The organism is Caldicellulosiruptor hydrothermalis 108, assembly GCF_000166355.1.
GTDB classification, from domain to species: Bacteria; Bacillota; Thermoanaerobacteria; order Caldicellulosiruptorales; family Caldicellulosiruptoraceae; genus Caldicellulosiruptor; species Caldicellulosiruptor hydrothermalis.
In genome coordinates this window covers 1,254,132-1,278,061 of sequence record NC_014652.1, presented here as the reverse complement: position 1 = coordinate 1,278,061, position 23,930 = coordinate 1,254,132, and the positions used below count along the sequence as shown (strand labels likewise).

Genomic DNA, 23,930 nt, shown 5'->3' with positions numbered 1-23,930 from the left:
GTTAGGAATATTAATTTGGTGGGTATAAAGTAATTGTAATTTAAAAAATTAATTTTTACAAGGGAGGGTCTTTATCAATGATTAAAAGAGGAAATGTATACAAATGTAAAGTCTGTGGAAACATAGTAGAGGTTTTGTATGCGGGTGGCGGCCAGCTTGTATGCTGTGGACAACCTATGACGCTGCTTGAAGCTAACACAGTTGATGCAAGTTTAGAAAAGCATGTTCCTGTTATCGAAAAGACAGAAGAGGGCATCTTGGTCAAAGTAGGTGAAGTTGCTCATCCAATGGAAGAAAAACACTACATCATGTGGATAGAACTCATTGCCGACGATAAAGTCTACAGAAAATATTTAAAACCAGGTGATGAACCAAAGGCATTGTTTGAGGTCTCGGCTGAGAATGTAGTGGCGTATGAATACTGCAATTTACACGGATTGTGGAAAAAAGAATAATAAACAATAGGGGGTTGCATAAAAAGCTTTTGTTTTTCTTCTTATATTTGCAACCCCCTATTTTATTCATGAAAGCTTATTTTGAAAGAAGTCTTTTTGTCTCTCTCGCAATCATAAGTTCTTCGTTTGTAGGAACTATTAAAACCTTTACCTTGCTCTCAGGCTTGTTTATTTCAAAAACCTTGCCTTTTTCTACATTGAAGTTTCTTTCACTATCATACAGAACACCCATATACTCTAAATCAGTCAAACATTTATCTCTCACAAGAGCGTTATTTTCACCTATTCCAGCAGTAAATATTATTGCATCCACTCCACCTAATACTGCTGCGTACTCACCAATATACTTTTTGACCCTGTAACAGAACATGTCAATTGCAAGCTGTGCTCTTTCATTACCCTCAATTGCAGCTTTCTCTAAATCTCTAAAGTCACTGCTCACACCTGATATGCCAAGCACACCCGACTTTTTATTCAGAAAATCATTCATTTGCTTTACATCCATTTTTTCTTTTTCCATAAGATAGAGTATCACAGCAGGGTCAATTGTTCCGCTTCTTGTTCCCATTGCAAGACCAGCCAAAGGAGTAAATCCCATACTTGTATCAACCGACTTTCCGTACTTTATTGCACACACACTCGAACCGTTTCCAAGATGACAAGTTATAAGTTTTAACTCCTCAAGTGGTCTTTTTAAGTACTCTGCAGCTTTAATTGCAACATATTTGTGTGATGTCCCATGAAATCCATATTTTCTAATTTTATATTTTTCATACACCTCATATGGAAGCGAATACATATACGCATATCTTGGCATTGTTTGATGAAATGCTGTATCAAACACAGCCACATTAGGTTTCCCAGGAATCTCTTTTTCACATGCTTCAATTCCCATTAAATTTGCAGGATTGTGAAGAGGCGCAAGTTCAATACATTCTCTTATTGCTTTCTTTACCTCTTCATTGACAACCACCGCATCACTGAAATACTCCCCGCCATGCACAACCCTGTGACCAATTGCATCAATTTCATCCATAGAATGGATAATACCGGCTTCTTCATGTGTGAGCATCTCTAACACAAGCTTAATAGCAACATTGTGGTCCTTTATTTCCTGTTCTTTTACAATCTCTTGACCATTTTTCTGATGTCTGATAAATGCTCCCGGCAAACCAATCCTATCAACAACACCCTTGCAAAGTGCAATCTCTGTATCAGTATCAATAAATTGATACTTTAAAGATGAACTTCCCGAATTTAATACCAAAACCTTCATTTTCTCATTCCCCTTCTATCAATAATTTATTTCATCATAGCCTGCACAGCAGTAATAGCAATAACCCCCACAATGTCTTCAGCTTTGCAGCCTCGGGACAAATCATTTACAGGTTTTGCCATTCCCTGGGTAATAGGTCCGTACGCTTCTGCTTTTGCAAGCCTTTCTGTAAGTTTGTATGCAATATTGCCAGCATCCAAATCAGGGAAGATTAGAACATTTGCTTGCCCTGCAACAGGACTTCCTGGCGCTTTCAGCTTTGCAACAGAAGGAACTATTGCTGCGTCTGCTTGAAGTTCGCCATCTATTAAAAGGTCTGGTGCTTTCTCTTTTGCAATCCTTGTTGCCTCAACAACCTTGTCAACCATCTCAGACTTTGCAGAACCTTTGGTTGAATATGAAAGCATTGCTACTTTTGGAGTTTTACCAACTAAAGCTTCAAAGCTCTTTGCGGATGTAATAGCTATATCAGCAAGCTCTTCTGCTGTTGGATTTGGATTCAAACCTGCATCAGCATATACAAAAACCCCATTTTCACCATATTCGCAGTTTGGTACAACCATAATAAAGAAGCTTGAAACAAGTTTTACCCCAGGTGCTGTTTTTAATATCTGAAGTGCTGGGCGTAAGGTATCTGCTGTTGAGTGAATAGCGCCAGAGACCATACCATCTGCTAAACCTTTGTATACAAGCATAACACCAAAATACATCGGGTCTTTCATAAACTTTTTTGCATCTTCCAGTGTTACACCCTTGTTTTTTCTTAGCTCATAAAATTCATTTACAAATTCATCAAATCTATCAAAATTGTCTGGGTCAATAAAAATAGCATCATCTACATTTGCACCAAACTTTGCTGCCTCTTTTTTTATCTCATCTTCTTTGCCAATCAAAACTATCTTAGCTATCTTTTCTTTCAAAGCTATGGAGGCAGCTTTTAAATTTCTTTCTTCGTAGCTTTCGGGAAGTACAATTGTCTTAATATCTGATTTTGCTTTTTCGATGATTGTATCAATAAATGCCATTTTTTGATACTCCTTTCGTTTATTATTTGACATATTGCACCTTATATATTATAAAACAAATTGTATCTTGTATACAAGAATTATTTTACTTTTAAAATAAAATTCCGCCTTAAAATACTAAACAAAAGTTTGAAGAATGTATGTTTTTGTGTTATAATTATCTCAAAATAATAATGCTAAAGAAGGGGAAATAAGTAGCATGAAAAAACAGCTTACAAAAAAGCAAGAGGAAATATTAGAGTTTATAAAAAAGAGGATTAAAGAAAAAGGCTATCCCCCTGCAGTGAGGGAAATTTGCGAGGCAACAGGTCTAAAGTCTACTTCAACTGTTCATGGCCATCTGACTCGGCTTGAAAAAAAGGGTTATATTAGGCGCGACCCATCAAAACCAAGAGCTATCGAAATCGTAGACGACGAGTTTTATGTGCACAGAAATGTTGTGCAACTGCCTCTTGTTGGAAAGGTAACAGCAGGCGAACCAATCTTAGCAGTGGAAAATATAGAAGAAACTATGACCCTGCCGTACGACCTTGTGGGAACAGAAGATGCGTTCTTACTCCGAGTTAGGGGAGATAGCATGATTGAGGCAGGAATTTTCGACAATGATATAATAATTGTCAGAAGACAAAATGTAGCTGAAAATGGAGATATTGTTGTTGCCTTAATTGATGATGAAGCAACAGTAAAAAGATTCTATAAAGAACACGACCATATAAGACTTCAACCAGAGAACAAGGCTATGGAGCCAATTATCGTCAAAGACGTAAAAATCCTCGGCAAAGTAATAGGACTTATCAGGAGGATGTAGCAATTACATCCTCCTGATATTTTCTATAGCATGCAAAATCCCAACAAGCCCAATTTCAAATGAAGAACTACCTTGAAGGTATGCGGCATAAGGCTCTCTGATTGGCGCATCACAAGAAAGTTCCAAAGACGTACCCTGTACAAATCCGCCTGCTGCCATTATTACTTTATGAGAATATCCCGGCATATCCCAAGGCTCGGGCAAAACATTGCTGTCGACAGGACAGCCTTTCTGCACTCCTTGACAAAATCTTACAAGTTCGTATTCGTTTTTAAACACTATTGTCTGAATTATGTCTGTTCTTTTTTCATTAAATCTTGGTAAAACCTCATATCCTAACTTTTCCATTATATATGAAGTAAACACAGCCACTTTCAAGCTTTCAGCAACAAGATGTGGTGAGAATAAAAGTCCTTGTAAAATCTCTTTGTTAAATCCAAGAGACGGTCCAACTTCTTTCCCCATGCCGGGAGAATTCAGCCTGTCTGCACACATCTCAACAAGCTCTTTTTTGCCTACGATATAACCGCCACATGAAGCAATCGTCCCACCAGGATTTTTGATAAGGGAACCTGCTATCAAGTCCGCTCCAACTTCGGTGGGTTCTAATTTTTCTACAAATTCACCATAACAGTTGTCAACTACAACAAATGTTTGAGGAGAAATAGATTTTATAAACTTAATTACCTTTTCTAACTTTTCAATTGAAATTGAACTTCTGAGAGAATATCCACGTGAACGCTGAATGAAAACTACTTTTACAAAATTTTCTTTTAAAGCAGTTTCTATTTTTTCAAAGTCAAAGCTATTGCCCTTCAAATCAATTTCTTGGTATTTTATTCCGTACTCAATAAGATTTCCATGCCCACCTTCTTTTATTCCTATTACCTTTTGAAGTGTATCATATGGTTTTCCGCAGATTGAAAGAAGGATATCACCTGGTCTTAGTAGAGCAAATAACATTGTCGAAATTGCCTGTGTCCCAGAAATAAATTGGATTCGCACAAGTGCATCCTCACATCCGAAAACCTGTGCAAAGATTTTTTCAATCACATCTCGCCCGCTATCTGAGTACCCATATCCATCTGTCTTATTCAAATGTGTGTATGAAAGTTTGTTTAGGTGAAAAGCATTCAAAACCTTTAACTGATTGAATGACTTTATTTGCTCTATAAATTCGAAATTTTCTTTCAAATCTTTTAAAGCTTGCTCTGTTAAGCTTAGCAAATCATGAGAAAAATTATAAAATTTTTTTAAGGCCTCGATATCTATCTTCAATATCATTTGCACCTCTCTTTTAAATTCTGATTGTCAAAAATTAAAGAAAGCTCATGAAACACACGTTCATGAGCTTTCTTTATAAAATTGTTCGTTTTATTTTGTCTCCTGACCTTGATTGTTATTTGATTGTTGAGAAGCTTGCTGATTATTCTGTGCCTGAGCCATATAGTTTATTGGCTTTGAGGGCATGATTGAGGATATAGCGTGCTTGTAAATTAGCTGCTGCTTGTTGTTGTCTGTCTCTACAATCAATGTAAAATTGTCAAAACCCTTGATAGTACCTTTTAACTGAAAACCGCTGAGCAGGAAAATTGTAACATTTACTTTTTCTTTCCTTAATTGATTTAAAAATAAGTCCTGCAAGTTTAAACTTCCTTTCGCCACTTTATGTATTCCTCCCCAAACTTAAAAGTTTTTTATATTATAATTTTTATATGTTTTTCTTAAATTATACCACACTTTTGCAAAGTTTAAAACATTTTTTCACAACTTCTTCAAACCTCATACCTGTAATATCCAAAAACATAAATTCTCCCTGATATTTAAACCAAATCCTCTGCCTTTTAGCAAACTGTCTTGTCCTTATTTTAAGCTCTTCTTTCGCCTCTTGCAAAGAAATCTTCCCTTCAACATACGGTATTACCTGCTTATATCCAAGCCCCTGCATAGATTTTAAATCCTTTGAATATCCCATCTCTAAAAGCTTTTTGACCTCATCTGCAAGTCCCATGTCAAACATTCTTTCAACCCGCTGGTCAATTCTCCGCCAAAGAGCTTCTCTTTCCATTACAAAACATAGCGGCAATACATTATACTTTTCACTTCCCTTTCTTCTTACCTTGTCTAAAAACTCTGTTGGCTTTTTGCCAGTCAAAAAATAAATTTCTAAATATCTTATAACCCTTTTTACATTGTTTGGGTGAACAGAATTTGCAGCATCTTTGTCTATTTCTTTAAGAAGCTCATAAAGATAAATATTACCTTTACTATTAAGCTCATCATAAAGTTTTTTTCTAACTTGTTTTGAATCCCCCATCTCAGGAAATTCTATATCGTCCACAACTGACTTTATATAAAAGCCAGTGCCGCCTACAAGCAAAGGCACCTTGCCCCTTTTATAAATATCCAAAATTGCATTAGTTGCATCCTTTTGAAACATCGCCACATTATAGTCCTCATCTGGAAATACTACATCAATAACATGATGCCTGACAGCTTCTCTTTGCTCCTTTGTAGGCTTTGCTGTACCAATATCCATAAGCTTGTACACACACATCGAATCTGCAGACACAATCTCGCCATTTACAAGCTGAGCAAGCTCCACTGCAACATCTGTTTTCCCCGTGGCAGTAAGGCCTGCAATAACAATTAAAGGTATTTTTTTCATTCTTTTGTTCACCTGCGCTGATATTTATACAATCCTTTTGAACATTTTTTCAATTTCTCTCTTAGAAATCTCTACTACAACCGGTCTTCCATGTGGACAGTGAAAAATTTCTTTCTTTATTAGCACAAGTTCAACTATCTCTTTTTTTTCTAAGTCTGAAATTTTACTATTTCCTTTTACTGCTGCTCTGCAAGCAATTCTTTTTAAAAGGTCCTCAGAAATTTCCACAAGGCTTTTGTTTTCCACCATCTGCTGGTATATCATCTCTATCACATCAAGTAAAAATATTGCATCGATATTACTACTAAGCAAAACTGGCCATGTTCTCACCACTATTTCATTTTTCCCAAAATCCTCTATTTCAAAACCTATTTTCTGAAAGACAGAAACATTTGAAATCACAAACTCTTTTTGTGAAGATGGAAGCTGAACAACAACAGGAGAAGCCAACACTTGGCTTTGAACATTTGAAGAATAAACTTGGCTTTTAAAATCTTCAAATAATCTTCTTTCGTGCACCGCGTGCTGGTCAATAAGGTATAAGCTGTCATCGCCTTGTACAATGATATAGGTATCAAAAGCATAACCAACAATCTTGTAGTTTCCTGCATCAAAGTTTTCAAAGCTCTGCTGCTCAATTGCAACCTCTTCTCTTTTTGAAAACATTTCAAAGAAATTTGGCTGCTCGGAGATAACTAAAGATATATCATTTGAGTTTGCAGACAAAACTTCAGTGTATTTTCGTTCACGCACAGTATCATTTCCAACATCAACTTTACTTAAATCAGCCTTGGGAATCATTTTTTCCGATTTTAACGAATCTGCTATAGCTTTATAAATGGTGTTATAAACAAATCTTTCATCTCTGAACTTTATCTCGAGTTTTGATGGATGGACATTGACATCAATCTCAGAAGGCGGAATTTGTATAAAAAGAAAAACTATTGGAAATCTGCCTGTGATGACCGAATTCTTAAACGCCTCATCAATGCACGATGAAAGAAGTTTGCTTTTGATATATCTTCTGTTGACATAAAAATGATAACCTGAGCGTGTAGCTCTGCTCACAGTGGGGTTTACAAAATAACCCCAAACTTTTAGAGATTCTTTCTCAAGAGAAAATTCAACAAGATTTTTTACTATCTCTATCCCAAATATAGAGCCAATGACAGACTCAATCTTATTATCTCCTGGTGTAAAAATTTGTCTTTTGCCATCTGCCTCTGCCCGAAATGAAATCTCCGGCCAGGCAATTGCAATCTTTTCAACCACCTCAAGACAGTACTTTTGTTCAGTTGACGGAGATTTTAAAAATTTTAGCCTTGCAGGAGTGTTATAAAAAATATCTTCAACAACAATTCTTGTCCCTTCCTTAAAAGGACAAAGACTTTTAGAAATGACCTTACCACCTTCTACTTTTACCATGCACCCCTGTTCTTCTTCTAAATGCTTAGAAACAAGTGTCACCTTTGCTACGCTCGATATTGCACAGAGCGCTTCCCCTCTAAATCCCATTGTTTTGATGCTAAATATATCCTCAAAAGATTTTATCTTGCTGGTTGTATGTCTTTCAAACACATATTCAATGTCATCAGGGTGGATTCCCTTTCCATTATCATATACCTCAATTCTCTTTATACCACCTTTTTCTATTTTAACATCAATTAAACTTGCTCCAGCATCTATTGAATTTTCCAAAAGTTCTTTGAGGCACGATGCCGGTCTTTCTACAACCTCACCCGCCGCCAAGATGTGAGTTAACTGTTCAGGAAGTTTGTAAAGCTCTCTCATATCAATTGCCTCTCTTTGGCTTTAATTATTTCATGTTTGAGCTCACTTAGGATATTTAAAGCCTGGATAGGAGTTATATTTAAAATATCAAGCTTTTCGATTTTGTCTATTATCTCCTCTTTTTTATACGAAAAAAAATCCATCTGCTCAGTAAATTCCTTTTTAATTTCTTTCCTAAGCTTTCTGATATTTTTTCTATTTATATCAGCTTCTTCAAGCTGTTTTAGAATTTCCTCAGCCCTTTTTAATACCTCTTCTGGAATTCCAGCAAGCCGTGCAACATGAATCCCATAACTTGAGTCACATCCACCTCTAACAATTTTCCTTAAAAATATAATGTTTTTGCCCTCCTCCTTGACATCAACCCTGTAGTTTTTTACACCTGGAATCCTCTCTTCAAGCTCTGTTAGCTCATGGTAATGAGTTGCAAAAAGGGTTTTTGCACCAATTTTAGATTTATCAGCAACATACTCTAAAACCGCCCATGCTATGGAAAGTCCGTCATACGTGCTTGTTCCTCTCCCAACCTCATCAAAAACTATAAGGCTTTTTGGCGTTGCATTTTTCAATATATTTGCTACCTCGGACATCTCCACCATGAAGGTACTCTGCCCAGATGAAATATCATCAGATGCACCTATCCTTGAAAAGATTTTATCCACTATACCAATGTGTGCCTCATCAGCGGGTACAAAACACCCCATCTGTGCCATTATAACAATTAAGGCTACCTGTCTCATGTATGTAGACTTACCAGCCATATTTGGACCTGTTATAATCAAAACCCTGTTTTCTGCCTGATCAAGTTCAGTGTCATTTGGAATGAAATTGCCTCTGCCTATCATCTTTTCAACAACTGGGTGTCTACCGTTTTTAATGTATATTCTATCCCCTAAGTAAACATTTGGCCTGACATATTCATTGTCAATTGCAATACGGGCAAATGAACACAGAACATCCAAGATGGCAATATAGCTTGCTGTTTTTTGAATCCTTTCAATCTGAGCCTCAATTCTATCCCTTATTTCGCAAAAAAGCTGGTATTCAAGTTCGATGAGTTTCTGATCAGCGCCCAATATTTCATCTTCCAATTTTTTTAGCTCCTCTGTTATATACCTTTCTGCATTTGCAAGAGTTTGTTTTCGAATGTACCTGTCCGGAACAAGAGAGTAGTTTGACTTGGTCACCTCAATATAGTATCCAAAAACCTTATTATAACCAATTCTGAGATTTTTTATACCTGTGAGGTTCCTCTCTTTTTCTTCGTACTGTACTAAAAGCTCCTTACTATTTTTTGATATATTTCTTAATCTATCCACTTCTTCGTTAAAACCATCCTTAATTATTCCACCCTCTTTTAATGTTACAGGTGCATCTTCATTTATGGAATTGTCAACAAGCGCATATATATCTTCTAATGTATCAAGACCCTCATAAATCTCTTTTAATAGCTGTGCAGAAAATGAAGAAAGAAGTTTTTTTAAAGCTGGCAACACTTCAATCGACCTTTTTAGACTCAGCAAATCTTTGGCATTCACATTCTTATATGCAAACTTTGAAGAAAGTCTTTCTATATCATACATTCTACTCAAAAGCTCTTCTACCTGCACTAAAGTGGAATAGTTTGATTTGAGCTCCTCAACACTATCAAGCCTTCTATTAATCTCAATAACGTCAATAAGAGGTCTCTCAATCCATTTTTTCAATAGTCTTGAACCCATTGAGGTCTTTGTTTGGTCCAAAATACCAAGAAGGCTATTCTTTTTAGAGCGCTGAATAATACTTTCTGTGAGTTCCAAATTTCGCTTTGTATTTATGTCAATTTGAAGATAATTTTGGACTCTGTAAAATTCAAATCTTCTTATATAATCAAAGGAAATTTTTTGGGTCTCTGTTAAGTACTTCAGCAGATTTCCTACGCTTAAAATCAGCCTTTCATCTATTTTACCCACATTTATCTGATTTTCTATGACCTCATAGCACTTTTGTAAATCCACAAACTCTATCATCTGCACAAAAGAAGCGCAGTTTTTCTTCAAAAATTCATAAAGCTCATCTTCTATATGTGAAATTAAAATTTCACTGGGACTGTATTTGCCAATTTCATTTAACAGTTTCTGAAGGTCTTCTTCAAGAAGGCAAGAGTACATCTCACCAGTTGAAACATCTACAAATGTCAATGCAAATTCAGACCTGTCTTTTGATATACAACAGATAAAATTATTAGCTGTTGAAAGATTCTCGTCAATAAATGTGCCTGGAGTTATTATTCTTGTAATTTCCCTTTTTACAATTCCCTTTGCAAGCTTTGGATCTTCCACCTGTTCGCAGATCGCAACCTTGTAACCTTTTTCGATAAGCTTTGCAATGTAGCTGGTCGCAGAATGGTACGGCACACCACACATAGGAGCTTTTTCATTGTTTCCACAATCTCTGCTGGTTAAGGCTATCTCAAGCTCTTTGGATGCCACAATAGCATCTTCAAAAAACATCTCATAAAAATCACCAAGCCTAAAAAATAAAATACAATCTCTCACCTTCTGTTTTATCTCCATATACTGCTGCATCATAGGAGTTAGCTCTTGCATAATCTAAATCACCTCGCCGTACAGCCAATGCTCAGCAGCTTCCAAAATCTTTACATTGACAAACTTAAACATATACTCCTCAGGACACTTCACATTGACAACCTTGTTTGTTCTTGTTCTTCCAACAAGCAAATTATTTCTTTTAGACTGACCGTCAATAAGAACTTCATACGTTTTGCCAAGCATCTGCCTGTTCTTTTTTAAAGCTATATCTTCAACAAGCTTTACAAGACGTTGAAATCTTTGGCGTTTTATATCATCTGGAACCTGATTGGGCATTTTTTCAGCAGGTGTCCCTCTTCTTTTCGAATAAATAAATGTATATGCAGAGTCAAACTCTACCTTCCTGCATACATCAAGAGTATCTTCAAAATCTTCATCTGTCTCTCCAGGAAAACCTACAATAATGTCAGTTGTAATTGCTATATCAGGAATATTTGTTTTAAGCTTTTCAATAAGTCTAAGATAGTCTTCTTTTGTATAGTGTCTGTTCATAGCCTTCAATATCCTTGTTGACCCTGACTGAACTGGTAGATGTATATGTTCACAGACCTTTTCTAAATCCCTCATAGCCACAATAAGTTCGTCTGATAAATCCTTTGGATGAGAAGTTACAAATCTAATTCTTTCAATTCCTTTTATTTCATTTACCTTTTCAAGCAGTTTTGGGAAAGTGATACCATCTCCTAAGTCTTTTCCATATGAATTAACATTTTGCCCCAGAAGAGTAACTTCCTTTACTCCATTTTGAGCAAGTTGCTCAATTTCATATACAATCTCTTCAGGTCGCCTGCTTCTTTCTCTCCCTCTGACATATGGAACTATGCAATAAGAACAAAAATTGTTGCATCCATAAATTATATTGACAAACGCGCTAACTCCTTGCTTTCTTGCAGTTGGAATTCCTTCAACAACCACATCCTCATCTTCCGAAACGTCAATGACAGTTTTTTTCTCCATAATGGCAGTATAAAGTAGTTGCGGAAATTTGTGAAGACTTTTCGTGCCAAATATTATATCAAGGAATGGAAACAATTTTGCAAGTTTTTGTGCAACTTCAACCTGCTGCGGCATACATCCGCACACACCAATTATCAAATCAGGCTTTTTGTCCTTTAGCCTCTTTAAAGGTCCAATATTTCCATATACCCTTGACTCTGCATGTTCTCGCACGCTGCATGTGTTAAATATTATCAAGTCAGCTTCTTGGATGTTTTCAGTCTCAATGTATCCCATTGCATTTAGCATTCCAGCTAATTTTTCAGAATCATGAACATTCATCTGACAACCATATGTCACAATATGATATTTCTTATTTTTGCCATTTGTAAGGTAATACTCTGTATTCATTTTTTCAATCTCTTCAACAAACCGTGCCTGTGTTCCAAAATCTATATAATAAATGTTTTTGCTTTCCAATTTTATCCCCCTCAAAACTTTTTTATTTGACAAGCTTTATTATAGCATTTTATTTGTCAAATTATAATATCTTAAAGTCTCCCATTTTTTTCTTAATATTTCTTTAATACTTGGTGCACACTTCTTTATTGAAAGCACAAATAAAAATCTTCTTCAACAAAAAGGGAGGAAAACTAAGATGCCAAGAAGAAAGAGACTTGTTCCAGAGGCAGCACCCCAACTTGACAAATTAAAACAGGAAACTGCCAGTGAAGTTGGTGTAACTCTTGACAACTACAATCCTAACATCACTGCAAAACAAGCTGGAACTGTCGGTGGATATATGGTTAAAAAGATGATACAGGACTATCAAAACAGGGCAAAAAATCAGCAATAACAAGACGGGGAGGAAAGCCAAAACTTTCCTCCCCATCTTTTCAATTAGTAGAATAAAATTATTACAATGCATATACCTCTTCAGCTGGAAGTATTTTTACATTGTTTTCCCTTAGTACTTCAATTGCTTCATCAGCTTTCTCTACTTTTAGTATAACAAGAGCTTGGTCGGTCACTTTACCAACAAAAGCGTACATATATTCTATTCCTATGTCTCTTCTGTAAAGAATCTCAAGAACCTTTGCAAGCCCTCCTGGTTTGTCTTCCACAGCAATCGCAATTACATCTGTTGCCGATACTGTAAAACCATTTTCTTTCAAAACCTGCAGGGCCAAATCAGGCTTGTTAACAATCAGCCTCAAGATACCAAAATCGGTTGTATCAGCAATTGACAAAGCTGAGATGTCTATATCGTGCTTACCTAATATCCCTGTCACTTCTGCAAGCCTGCCTGATTTGTTTTCCAAAAAAACTGAAATTTGCTTTACAAACATTCCAATTTACCTCCTACAATAACAAACTTGCCACTTTACCTATTATATAGATACCCAATTTTTTTAATTATATTTTTCTCTTGTCAATAACTCTTTTGGCCTTTCCTTCACTTCTTTCAAGTGTTTTTGGTTCAACAAGTCGAACCTTTACAGAAATTCCAAGAGTCTCTTCAATAGCCTTTGTTATTTTCTTCTCAAGCTGCTCAAGTTTTTTGACCTCATCAGAGAACATTCTTTCAGAAACTTCCACCAAAACTTCAAGAACGTCAAGATTGTTTACCCTGTCAACAATCAGCTGATAATGTGGTTCAACCTCGCCCATCTCAAGAAGGACACTTTCTATCTGAGATGGGAAAACGTTGACACCACGAATAATTATCATATCATCTGTTCTGCCAATCACCTTTTCCATCCTCACTAAGGTTCTTCCGCACTTGCACCTATCATAGTGAAGAGTAGTTATGTCTCGTGTTCTGTATCTTATAAGTGGAAGTCCTTCTTTTGTAATTGTTGTAAAGACAAGTTCCCCATATTCTCCCTCACCTAAAACCTCTCCTGTTTCGGGATTAATTATTTCAGGTAAGAAATGGTCTTCATTTATATGCATTCCACACTGATATTCACATTCAAACGAAACCCCGGGTCCAATTATTTCAGAAAGACCATATATGTCATAAGCTTTAATATTCAGTTTTAACTCTATCTCTTTCCTCATATTTTCTGACCACGGCTCTGCACCAAACACCCCTGACTTTAACTTAAGCTGAGATTTGTCAATTCCCATCTCTTCCATAGTTTCAGCAAGATAAAGAGCGTATGACGGTGTACAAGCCAAAACCGTTGTTCCAAAATCCACCATAAGCTGAATCTGTCTTCTTGTATTGCCAGATGAAATTGGTATTACTGAGGCCCCAATTCGCTCTGCCCCGTAGTGAACACCAAGCCCACCTGTGAAAAGACCATAACCATATGCTATCTGGACAAACGAGTGTTTGTCAGCTCCAGCTGCCACAAGTGTCCTTGCCATGACCTCAGACCAAATACCAATATCATGTTTTGTGTATCCGACAACAGTAGGTTTGCCTGTTGTTCCAGAAGAAGCATGAATTCTTACAATTTCGCTCAAAGGTACTGCAAAAAGCCCATACGGATAGTTCTCACGCAAGTCCTGTTTTGTAGTAAATGGAAGTTTTTTTAGGTCGTCCAAGCTCTTTATGTCTTCAGGAATAATGCCACGCTCTTGCATCTTTTTTCTGTAATACGGCACACTGGTATATACTCTTTTCACAGTTTCAACAAGTCTTTTGAACTGAATCTCTTGCAAAGTACTTCTGTCCATGCACTCAATGTGTTCATCCCAATATCTCATCTTCACTTTTCCACCTCACACATTTCTATTCTTCTACCAAGTTCAAATGCTTTTAAATTAATTTCAATAAACTCTTTTTTTACATTCCTCTCTATAGACTTTTTAAATAAAGCCTCATCTATATCCAAAAACCTGCTAAAAAATCCCAACATCAGTGTGTTTTGAACCCTTGAATTTCCTAACTGAGAAAGCAGCTTTTTGACTTCAACCCTACAAGCCTTAACACCAACTGTTTGCAAGATTTTTTCTACATCAGGATATTCATAAGCTCCTGTTATTACACTCAGAGGAGGAATTTCATAATCTGAATATATCAAAATGCCATTATTTTTCAGATACTCAAGCCATCTTAAAGCTTCTAATTTTTCGAACGCCAAAATATAATCCGCTTCTGCTCTGTCTACAAGAGGTGAGAATACTTTTTCACCTGCCTTTACATATGTAACTACACTTCCACCTCTTTGAGCCATACCATGGACTTCAGAAATTTTTACATCGTATCCAGCATTTAATAAAACTTCTCCCAAAATTTTGCTAAATAATATATTTCCCTGACCACCAACACCAACCACCAATATATTTATATTCTTTTTCATGCAATCACTGCTCCTTTTGACTTGAAATTGCTCCAAATTTACAAACATCCTCACACATTCCACATGCAAGACATAAGTTAGCATCAATTGTAGGTTTATCTTTTAAGGAAATAGCGGGACAGCCCAAGCTCAAGCACAATCTGCAATTCTTGCATTTTTCAAAATCAATATATCTTTTTGAAATTGTAAATTTATATCTTCGGTGCAGCCTGCATGGTGCTTTAGCAATCACAACCTTAACACCTGGGAGGTCTAATAATTGCTTTATTTTTTCTACATTTTCCTTTATTTTATACGGATTTATTTCCTCTACTGCAACGCAGCCTAAGGCTTTGCAAAGGCTCACTATGTCAAGTTTGTAAGTTGGCTCTCCTTTTATTGTATATCCTGTTGCAGGATGGTCTTGATGCCCTGTCATTCCAGTTGTTGAGTTGTCCAAAATCATAACAAGTATATCAGAACCATTGTATACAGCATCAATAATACCTGGTATCCCTGAGTGAACAAAGGTAGAATCTCCAATCACTGCGATAACCTTTTGCTTTTTATCTGATGCATTTGATATTCCGTGCGCCATTCCAATACTTGCACCCATGCAAACGCAACTGTCCATTGCATTAAAAGGAGATAGTGCCCCTAAGGTGTAACATCCAATATCCCCTGTGATGATAACATCTTTTAGCCTGCTTAGAACATAAAAAATTCCTCTGTGTGGACAACCAGGACAGAGCACAGGAAGTCTTGGAGGAAGTGTTTGTTTTACTTTGTATGGAACCTCAATTTCGTTGTTCTCCACCGCCCTTTTTATAAACGATGGTGAGTATTCTCCTGTCAATTTGAAAATTTCTTTTCCTACAATATTGTTTATCCCCATCGCTTTTATGTTCTCTTCCAAAAATGGGTCAAGCTCTTCTACCACATATACTTTTTCAAATTGTGAACAAAAATCTTTTATAAGTCTTTCCGGAAGTGGCCACACCATGCCAAGTTTCAAAACCCAAGCATCAGGATAAGCTTCTCTTACATACTGGTAGGCTATCCCAGAGGTAATGAAAGCTATTTTCCGGGTTCCTTGCTCAATTTTATTTATTCCTAATGTCTCTGAAAATTCTTTTAAACTTTTTAATCTTCTTTCTACAAATTCATGGCGTGAACGGGCCATTGCAGGCATCATGACATACTTTTGTATATCTTTTTTGTATTTAAACAATACTTCTTCTCGAGGTCTTTCTTCTACAACAGATTGAGAATGAGCAACTCTTGTGGTAAGACGCAAAATTACAGGAGTATCAAACTTTTCGCTTATCTCAAAACCAATCTTGACAAAATCAATACATTCCTGACTATCAGCTGGTTCTAATACAGGCACTTTTGCAGCTTTTGCTATATTTCTGGTATCCTGCTCGTTTTGGGACGAATGCATGCCTGGGTCGTCTGCAACAGCTATCAAAAGCCCGGCATTTATTCCTGTGTAAGATGCAGTAAAAAGAGGGTCTGCTGCTACATTCAAGCCTACATGTTTCATTGAACAGATGGCACGTTTACCATATATAGCTGCACCAATTGCAACCTCAAGCGCTACCTTCTCGTTTGGTGCCCATTCACAATAGATTTCATCATACTGTGCTATCGCCTCTGTAATCTCTGTTGAAGGTGTTCCAGGGTAAGCTGTTGCAACTTTAACTCCTGCTTCATAACATCCTCTGGCAACAGCATAGTTCCCTAGCAAAAGCTTTTTCAATTTACTCAGCCTCCACTACTTTTAATTGGTTTTATTTCTCAAATCAACTACCCTTTTTGCCTTTCCGGTAGTTCTTTCAAGAGTTTTTGGTTCAACAAGTTTTACCTTAACATTTAACCCTAATACAGTAAATATCCTGTGCTTTATCTTGTTTTCTAATTTTTCAAGTTCAGCATATCTTTCTAAAAGCTTTCCATCTACAAGCTCTACATGAACTTCTAAATCATCCAAATATCCTTTCTTTGTAACAACAAGTTGATAGTGAGGACCTATACCTTCAATTCCCATCAGAACACTTTCTATCTGAGATGGAAACACATTGACACCTCGAATTATGAGCATATCATCTGTTCTTCCTTTAACAGATGTCATTCTCACATTTGTTCTTCCGCACTTGCAAGGCTCATATATCAGTGATGTAATATCTCTTGTTCTGTATCTTATAAGAGGCATACCTTCTTTTGTAATGGTTGTCAATACAAGCTCTCCTGTTTCTCCTTCTTCAAGAACCTCTCCTGTGTCGGGATTTATTATCTCAGGATAGAAATGGTCTTCATTTATATGTAACCCTTCTCTATACTCACATTCTCCAGAAACCCCTGGACCAATTATTTCAGAAAGTCCATAATTTTCTGTTGCAAAAAGTCCCCAATTCTTTTCAATCTCTCTTCTCATCTCAACTGTTGAAGCCTCTGCACCAAAAAGACCCAATCTTAGCTTTATCTTTGACTTATCAATGCCAAGCTCATTTGCAACCTCGTCCATGTAAAGTGTATAAGACGGTGTACATACCAAAACTGTAGCTCCAAAATCCTGCATAACCATAAGCTGCTTTTCAGTATTACCACTTGAAATTGGAATTACTGTTGCACCAACCCTTTCTAAACCCTGGTGAAGCCCAAACGCACCAGTGAAAAGGCCGTAACCAAAGGCAATCTGAGCAATATCATGTTCCCTAACACCTGCTGCTGTTACTATTCTTGCAACAACCTCTGTCCACACTTCTATGTCATGTTTTGTATATCCTACAACGGTGGGCTTACCTGTTGTGCCTGAGGAGGCGTGAATTCTAACAATTTTTGAAAGAGGAACGGTAAAAAGACCATACGGATAGTTTTCTCTCAGGTCATCCTTAGTTGTGAAGGGAAGAATACGAATATCTTTCAAAGTCTTGATATGATGTGGCTTTACTCCTATCTCATCAAATTTTTTGCGGTAAAAAGGAACATTTTCATAAACCCTTTCTACCGTTCTTTTGAGTCTCTCAAGTTGTAATTCTTCATACTGCTTTCTATTGAGTTTTTCATATTCAGACCATATCATCCCGACCTACCATCCTTCCTACCTTTTATGTATAAATTCAAGTATGCAAAAACCACAAACTTATTAAGTATTATATTTTAATATCTTATCTTTTTCAAGCAAAAAAGCTAAAAAAAAGACCATGTCAAACCTCACAAAATGTTTGACATGGCTTTATCTTACTATAACAAACTTTCCATTTTCAACATCTATATCAATACTGTCACCTTCAACAATGGTACCCTTTAAAATCTCTCTTGCTATAAGTGTCTCAACATTTTTCTGCAAGAACCTTTTTATTGGCCTTGCACCAAAGTTTACATCAAAGGCATTTTCCATAACAAACTCTTTTGCTCTTTGTGTCAGCCTTATTGAAATTCCTTTTTCTATCAGCTTTTGCTGAATCTCTGCAACTCGGAGGTCGATAATCTTTATAATCTGCTCCTTTGTGAGAGGTTTGAAGATTATTACCTCGTCAAGCCTGTTTAAAAACTCTGGTCTAAAATGTAATTTTAATTCTCTATCTATTAGTTTCCGTGTCTCTTCATCTATTTCGCCATTTGAAATCTTAGCATTCAAAAGATATTCGCTTCCCAAGTTAGAAGTCATTATAATTATAGTATTTTTAAAATCCACTGTTCTGCCTTTAGAATCAGTAAGTCTACCATCATCCATTATTTGGAGGAGAAGATTAAAAACATCATGATGAGCTTTCTCTATCTCATCAAAAAGCACAACCGAATAAGGTTTTGTTCTAACAGCTTCTGTAAGCTGTCCTCCTTCTTCATACCCAACATATCCTGGGGGTGCTCCAATCAAACGTGAAACCGAGTGTTTTTCCATATACTCTGTCATGTCAATTCTTATCATATTGCTTTCAGAGTCAAACAGAGCTTCAGCTAACGCTCTTGCAAGTTCTGTTTTACCAACACCAGTTGGACCTAAGAACAAGAAGGTGCCTATTGGTTTTCTCGGGTCTTTTATCCCAGCTCGTGCTCTCATTATTGCATTGCACACAGCTTCAATTGCTTCATCCTGACCAACAACACGTCTGTGCAAAATTTTGTCAAGCTCTAAAATCTTTTGCCTTTCAGTCTCTACAAGCTTTGCAACAGGAATTCCTGTCCACTTTGATACAATCTTTGCAATCTCCTCTTCTGTTACTTCCTCTTTTAAAAGTCTTTTTTCCGGTGGGATCTTTTCTAACTCCTGACGTTTTCTATCTAAAGCTTTTTGCAGCTCTATGAGCTTGCCATATTTCAGTTCAGAAAGTCTATTGAGGTCATAGCTTCTTTCAGCCTCTTCAATTTGAATCTTAACATTTTCAATCTCCTCTTTTATTCTTCTTACCTCTTTAATCAGCTCTTTCTCGTACTCCCACTGAGCTGAAAGCTCATCTGCCCTGCTTTGAAGCTGCGCAATTTCCTTTTCAATCTCCTCTATGCGCTGTTTTGCGCTCGTATTTTCTTCTTTTTGCAAGACATTTTTTTCAATTCTTAGCTGCATAATCTTTCTTGTAATTTCATCCAGTTCTGTGGGCATTGAGTCTATCTCAGTTCTCAAAAGTGAAGCTGCCTCGTCAATCAAGTCGATTGCTTTGTCAGGCAAGAACCTATCTGAAATATATCTGTCCGAAAGCTTTGCTGCTGCAATCAAAGCATTATCTGTGATTCGTACTCCGTGATGGATTTCGAATCTCTCTTTAAGTCCTCTCAAAATGGAAATGGTATCTTCAACAGATGGAGGATTTACTAAAACAGGCTGAAATCTCCTCTCAAGTGCAGCATCCTTTTCTATATATTTTCTATACTCGTCAATTGTTGTTGCACCGATACAATGTAACTCTCCTCTCGCCAGCATGGGCTTTAAAAGGTTTCCTGCATCCATAGCACCTTCTGCTCTTCCTGCTCCTACTATGTTGTGTATCTCATCAATAAAAAGTATTATTCTTCCTTCAGAAGCAATGATTTCATTTAAAACAGCTTTCAGCCTTTCTTCAAACTCTCCTCTGTATTTTGCACCTGCAATGAGGGCACCCAAATCAAGAGCAAAAATTGTCTTGTCTTTAAGCCCCTCTGGAACATCTCCTTTTACAATTCTTTGTGCAAGTCCTTCAACAATAGCAGTTTTACCAACTCCAGGTTCACCAATCAAAACAGGGTTATTTTTTGTTCTGCGCGAAAGTATTTGAATAACCCTTCTTATCTCTTCATCTCTTCCAATTACAGGATCAAGCTTGCCTTTCCTTGCAAGATCAGTAAGGTCTCGTCCATATTTCTTTAAAACTTCATAGACTTCCTCGGGATTAGGATTTGTTATTCTTTGATTTCCCCTAATTTTATAAAGCTGCTGTAAAAATTTTTCGCGTGTAATTCCATATTTTCTGAATATACTCTTAGAAGAAGGGATATCTGAGTCTATCATAGCTAAATAAACATGCTCAACGCTTATATATTCGTCTTTAAACTTTTTTGCTTCCTCTTCTGCCCTGATTAAAATCTCGTTTACATATCTATTTACGTATACCGTTGAAGCACCAGGTCCGTATACCATTGGAATCTTTTTCAGCTGCTCTTCAATATCTCTTTTATAAAGCTCTATGTCAATACCCATGTTTTTAAGAATCTTTGCTACAAGTTTATCATCTTCATTCACAAGCGCATAATGGAGATGCTCTGCTCCTATTTCCTGATGCTTGTAAACAATAGCTGTATTTTGAGCATCTAAAAGAGCTGTTTGAAGACTTTGAGTAAATCTTTCCATATTCATCTCGAATCAACACCTCGCGGAAAAAGTATATAAAGCACAGTATAAAACAATCAGGGAAGGTCTTTGGCCTTCCCTGAGGATTTGCTTATTCTATATCAATTGTTTTTACATTAGGCTTTGAAGGTCGTTCTTTTGGAAGTACTATTCTCAAGATTCCGTCTTCGTATTTTGCCTTAATGCCATCCTCTTTTACATTGTCAAGATAGAATGTTCGGGAAAATGCACCATATCTTCTTTCTCGTCTTATAAAGTTTTCTCTCTCTTCTTTTTCCTCTTTCTTTGTCTCTGCCTTTATTGTAAGTTTGTTATCATAAAGCTCTATCTTGATATCCTCTTTTTTGACCCCCGGAAGTTCTGCTTCTATAATATACTCATTTTCAGTCTCCTTAATGTCAGTCCTCATGAATCTTGTACCTTTTTCAAAAGGTGCAAAGAAATCTTCAAACCAGTCATCAATGTCAAAAAACTCTCTTTCAATCTTTCTCATGATGTCAAATGGTCTTCTGCCAAATGGAACTATGTCTCTGAGCATCTCACATCACCCTCCTCTTTTCCATTTTTTATTTTTAGTACGATTTTTGATTTTGACTATCTTTGACTTTCAATTACTATTATATACCTTTTCCTCTCTCTTTCAATTCTCAAATTTGCTCAAAATCGACGATTTTCTGTGATTTTTCTTACTCTATCTATATTTTTCTCACTCTCTCTCAAGATTATTCTATCTTTTCTGTTAAAAGCTTCTGAAGCTCTTCTAAAAAGGTATTTATATCCTTAAACTGCCTGTAAACAGAAGCAAACCTCACATATGAAATCTCATCAATCTTCTTGAGCTTTTCCATAACCATCTCACCAATTTCTCTTGATGAGATTTCTTCGCGCATAGAATTATAAATCTCATTCTCAATTTCATCTACAATCTTATTCATCTGCTCAATAGAAACAGGTCTTTTCTGGCACGCTTTTATAATTCCATTTAAGATTTTATTCCTGTCAAACTCTTCTCTCCTATTATCTTTTTTAATAACTAAAATGGGCTGCCTTTCTACTTTTTCATATGTGGTAAACCTTTTCTGACACTTTAAACATTCACGTCTTCTTTTAATAGTTCTTCCCTCATCAGTTGGTCGAGTATCAACAACCTTGCTATCTTCATATCCACAAAATGGACATCTCATACTTTCATCTCCAATTCCTGATTATATACTACTGTACAATTTTTACCACTGCTTTTTGCTCTGTACATGGCAACATCTGCACATTTGATCAGATCCTTTACATTCTCAGCATGCAAAGGATAAGAAGCAATACCAAAGCTAACTGTTACCCGTGTTTGAATCAAATTATCTTCTATTGTTTCACTTTCAATAGCTCTTCTGATTCTCTCAACTACCTTGTAAGCTTCATTACTTTCAAGGTGATTAAAGACTATTATAAATTCCTCTCCTCCATAACGTGCAACAATATCACCTTTTCGCACCTTTTCTCTTGCTATTCTAACTATTGTTTGCAATACCTTGTCGCCAAATAAATGACCATACGTATCATTTAGCTTTTTAAAGTTGTCAACATCAAAAAGAGCAATGCTAATCGGATACCTTCCAGCAGATGCCTGAATCTCTCTTTCCAAGACTTCATAAAGATATATTCTATTGAAAGCACCTGTCAGCCCATCAACCATGGCCATTGATCTCATCTGCTGATACAAACTGGAGTTTTCCAGTGCAATTGAAACTTGTGCAGCAATGGATGTTAAAAATCTAAGATTGTCTTCTGTAAACACATCTTCAAAGATATGTTCAAGTAATATTATTCCATACTTGTCATTCTTTGTTGCTAATGAAGCATACATTATCGATTTTGTAGCTCTTCCGTTTATAAAAGGACAATCTTCACTGCTTACCTTATTTCTATAACCATTTTCACAATTTAACGCAACACTTCTGAGCCACTCTATGTTCTCCTGCTTAAAACTTTCTTTTTGCTCGTTTTCTGGAAGATTAGAGAATGCAACATAAAGTTCTGTTTTGTCTTTATTAAATAACAATATGGAGCTTTTATCAACACCAGTGACGCCAATTAAAACATCATTAACAAACTTTAGAAGCTCATTTGTGTCAAGTATTTGTGTTATTATTTTACTAATTTCCTGAAGATTAAAAAACTCCCCCAGAGAGATATTGAGTCTTTTGTTAATCTCCTTTAGATAGCTTATTTCTCTTTCCAATTCTTTGATTTTTGCGTCTTTTGCCTCACAAAGTTTCTGTTGTTTTTTCAAATTTTCTTCGAATTGTCTTAGCTTTATATTAATTTCATTAGTTTGGCCTTTTTTAAATAGTTCAAGCTTGTTAGAAGAAGAAAACCAAAATATGTAAAATAAGGTATAAAATAGGTTTCTCAAATCTTCGCTGTTGATATTGTTGGTAACAAAATCGAGAAATATAAAAAATGTATATGAAAAAATTAAGACTATTGCTACTTGCCTTAGGCTTTTTATATTTACTCTTTCAATGTAGAACAGGAATACAAGCGATATGACAAACATCAAATCAAAAAGCCTCTCATATCCGAAAAAGAATACAAGATTTACAACCTCAAAAAATTTCAGATACCTAAAGACTTCCTCATTAATCTGTCCATCTTTATTAAAAAGCCATGTTTTGAATACATTGTAACCTACTGAGATAAACAAAAATATTAGGGGAACAAGCCACTGTGAAAAAGAAAGAGCTTCTATAGTGGGTGAAAATAACAGCTTATCAAAAAGTAAGTACACTGCTATTGCCAAAATTAAAAACCATGAAATTTTTATGTATTCTCTTTCAATTGCTATTTTTTCAGTGCTCACAAGCCTTCCTCCCATTTATAACAATCCATTGTCTTCAAGTAACAACTTTTTTTTTTTTTTTTTTTGCATTTATGTTATATATTTACATTTACCAAAAATACAGCTCAAGTATACTTTTATTTTATTATATTACATCTCACAAGCTCTGTCTATAAAAAGAAGTGACAAACCTTTGAAGGGAATCAATGGAATAATTGTATAAAGTGAAGCTTGCAATTCTAAAATAAAAAAGCCCGTTAGACAGTGTGTATCTAACGGGTCTATTACCATTTTATCCCATTCAACTTATACCTTCTCACATCTTGCTTGGTGCGGATGGGGGGATTTGAACCCCCATGGGGAGAGCCCCACAAGATCCTGAGTCTTGCGCGTCTGCCAATTCCGCCACATCCGCAAAACTTCACTC

General features: G+C 36.1%; 20 protein-coding genes and 1 tRNA gene. 3 read left to right on the top strand and 18 right to left on the bottom strand.

The genetic code is table 11. The features are described 5' to 3' along the window. The first annotated feature begins 77 nt into the window (after positions 1 to 77). Positions 78 to 455: a desulfoferrodoxin gene (locus tag CALHY_RS06330; RefSeq protein ID WP_013403141.1), complete on the top strand. Its 378-nt coding sequence runs from the start codon at positions 78 to 80 to the stop codon at positions 453 to 455. Between the two features lie 76 nt (positions 456 to 531). Here the strand turns inward: CALHY_RS06330 and CALHY_RS06325 are convergent, their stop codons facing one another. Both CALHY_RS06325 and pta read right to left on the bottom strand, forming a co-directional pair. Continuing rightward, on the bottom strand, positions 532 to 1,731 hold the full coding sequence (locus CALHY_RS06325) for an acetate kinase (RefSeq protein ID WP_013403140.1): 1,200 nt from the start codon (positions 1,729 to 1,731) through the stop codon (positions 532 to 534). A 26-nt stretch (positions 1,732 to 1,757) separates the two neighbouring features. Further along, complete coding sequence (gene pta / locus CALHY_RS06320; RefSeq protein WP_013403139.1) at positions 1,758 to 2,756, bottom strand: phosphate acetyltransferase; 999 nt, start codon at positions 2,754 to 2,756, stop codon at positions 1,758 to 1,760. Positions 2,757 to 2,955: 199 nt separating this feature from the next. On the opposite strand from pta, the gene lexA reads away from it, so the two are divergent. Next, positions 2,956 to 3,564 (top strand): transcriptional repressor LexA, encoded by a 609-nt coding sequence (gene lexA, locus CALHY_RS06315; protein WP_013403138.1) that lies wholly within the window; start codon positions 2,956 to 2,958, stop codon positions 3,562 to 3,564. Between the two features lie 3 nt (positions 3,565 to 3,567). Here lexA and CALHY_RS06310 read toward each other — a convergent pair whose 3' ends face one another. The 6 genes from CALHY_RS06310 to miaB form a co-directional block, all read right to left on the bottom strand. Next, positions 3,568 to 4,848 carry a methionine gamma-lyase family protein gene (locus CALHY_RS06310; RefSeq protein ID WP_013403137.1) on the bottom strand — a complete coding sequence of 427 codons (1,281 nt, stop codon included), beginning with the start codon at positions 4,846 to 4,848 and terminating at the stop codon, positions 3,568 to 3,570. Positions 4,849 to 4,938: 90 nt separating this feature from the next. After that, on the bottom strand, positions 4,939 to 5,229 hold the full coding sequence (gene hfq / locus CALHY_RS06305; protein WP_013403136.1) for an RNA chaperone Hfq: 291 nt from the start codon (positions 5,227 to 5,229) through the stop codon (positions 4,939 to 4,941). A 64-nt stretch (positions 5,230 to 5,293) separates the two neighbouring features. Then, the gene (gene miaA, locus CALHY_RS06300) at positions 5,294 to 6,232 is read right to left on the bottom strand and encodes a tRNA (adenosine(37)-N6)-dimethylallyltransferase MiaA (protein WP_013403135.1); all 939 of its coding nucleotides are present in this window, start codon (positions 6,230 to 6,232) and stop codon (positions 5,294 to 5,296) included. A 24-nt stretch (positions 6,233 to 6,256) separates the two neighbouring features. Continuing rightward, the gene (mutL, locus tag CALHY_RS06295; RefSeq protein ID WP_013403134.1) at positions 6,257 to 8,023 is read right to left on the bottom strand and encodes a DNA mismatch repair endonuclease MutL; all 1,767 of its coding nucleotides are present in this window, start codon (positions 8,021 to 8,023) and stop codon (positions 6,257 to 6,259) included. Further along, positions 8,020 to 10,611, bottom strand: coding sequence for a DNA mismatch repair protein MutS (gene mutS, locus CALHY_RS06290; RefSeq protein WP_013403133.1), 2,592 nt, complete (start codon positions 10,609 to 10,611; stop codon positions 8,020 to 8,022). The genes mutL and mutS overlap by 4 nt, the downstream gene beginning before the upstream one ends. A gap of 3 nt (positions 10,612 to 10,614) precedes the next feature. After that, entirely contained in the window at positions 10,615 to 12,030 is a 1,416-nt protein-coding gene (gene miaB, locus CALHY_RS06285; RefSeq protein WP_013403132.1) for a tRNA (N6-isopentenyl adenosine(37)-C2)-methylthiotransferase MiaB, read from the bottom strand. A 178-nt stretch (positions 12,031 to 12,208) separates the two neighbouring features. Here miaB and CALHY_RS06280 point away from each other — a divergent pair, with 178 nt between their 5' ends. Next, positions 12,209 to 12,406 carry an alpha/beta-type small acid-soluble spore protein gene (locus CALHY_RS06280; RefSeq protein WP_013403131.1) on the top strand — a complete coding sequence of 66 codons (198 nt, stop codon included), beginning with the start codon at positions 12,209 to 12,211 and terminating at the stop codon, positions 12,404 to 12,406. 61 nt (positions 12,407 to 12,467) lie between these two features. Here CALHY_RS06280 and CALHY_RS06275 read toward each other — a convergent pair whose 3' ends face one another. The 10 genes from CALHY_RS06275 to CALHY_RS06230 form a co-directional block, all read right to left on the bottom strand. Further along, the gene (locus CALHY_RS06275) at positions 12,468 to 12,899 is read right to left on the bottom strand and encodes an ACT domain-containing protein (RefSeq protein WP_013403130.1); all 432 of its coding nucleotides are present in this window, start codon (positions 12,897 to 12,899) and stop codon (positions 12,468 to 12,470) included. 67 nt (positions 12,900 to 12,966) lie between these two features. Continuing rightward, positions 12,967 to 14,268 (bottom strand): phenylacetate--CoA ligase family protein, encoded by a 1,302-nt coding sequence (locus CALHY_RS06270; RefSeq protein ID WP_013403129.1) that lies wholly within the window; start codon positions 14,266 to 14,268, stop codon positions 12,967 to 12,969. Positions 14,269 to 14,270: 2 nt separating this feature from the next. After that, positions 14,271 to 14,864, bottom strand: a complete 594-nt coding sequence (locus CALHY_RS06265) for an indolepyruvate oxidoreductase subunit beta (protein ID WP_013403128.1) — start codon at positions 14,862 to 14,864, stop codon at positions 14,271 to 14,273. Positions 14,865 to 14,868: 4 nt separating this feature from the next. Beyond that, a complete protein-coding gene (gene iorA, locus CALHY_RS06260; RefSeq protein ID WP_013403127.1) occupies positions 14,869 to 16,605 on the bottom strand; it encodes an indolepyruvate ferredoxin oxidoreductase subunit alpha in 1,737 nt (578 codons plus the stop codon). 21 nt (positions 16,606 to 16,626) lie between these two features. Beyond that, positions 16,627 to 17,928: a phenylacetate--CoA ligase family protein gene (locus CALHY_RS06255; protein WP_013403126.1), complete on the bottom strand. Its 1,302-nt coding sequence runs from the start codon at positions 17,926 to 17,928 to the stop codon at positions 16,627 to 16,629. A 153-nt stretch (positions 17,929 to 18,081) separates the two neighbouring features. After that, on the bottom strand, positions 18,082 to 20,676 hold the full coding sequence (gene clpB / locus CALHY_RS06250; RefSeq protein ID WP_013403125.1) for an ATP-dependent chaperone ClpB: 2,595 nt from the start codon (positions 20,674 to 20,676) through the stop codon (positions 18,082 to 18,084). 85 nt (positions 20,677 to 20,761) lie between these two features. Beyond that, complete coding sequence (locus tag CALHY_RS06245; protein ID WP_013403124.1) at positions 20,762 to 21,208, bottom strand: Hsp20/alpha crystallin family protein; 447 nt, start codon at positions 21,206 to 21,208, stop codon at positions 20,762 to 20,764. Between the two features lie 184 nt (positions 21,209 to 21,392). Continuing rightward, complete coding sequence (gene nrdR / locus CALHY_RS06240) at positions 21,393 to 21,854, bottom strand: transcriptional regulator NrdR (RefSeq protein ID WP_013403123.1); 462 nt, start codon at positions 21,852 to 21,854, stop codon at positions 21,393 to 21,395. Next, the gene (locus tag CALHY_RS06235; RefSeq protein WP_013403122.1) at positions 21,851 to 23,524 is read right to left on the bottom strand and encodes a sensor domain-containing diguanylate cyclase; all 1,674 of its coding nucleotides are present in this window, start codon (positions 23,522 to 23,524) and stop codon (positions 21,851 to 21,853) included. Before CALHY_RS06235 ends, nrdR begins: the two co-directional genes overlap by 4 nt. A 307-nt stretch (positions 23,525 to 23,831) precedes the next feature. Then, positions 23,832 to 23,918, bottom strand: a tRNA-Leu gene (locus tag CALHY_RS06230). Positions 23,919 to 23,930: the final 12 nt, after the last annotated feature.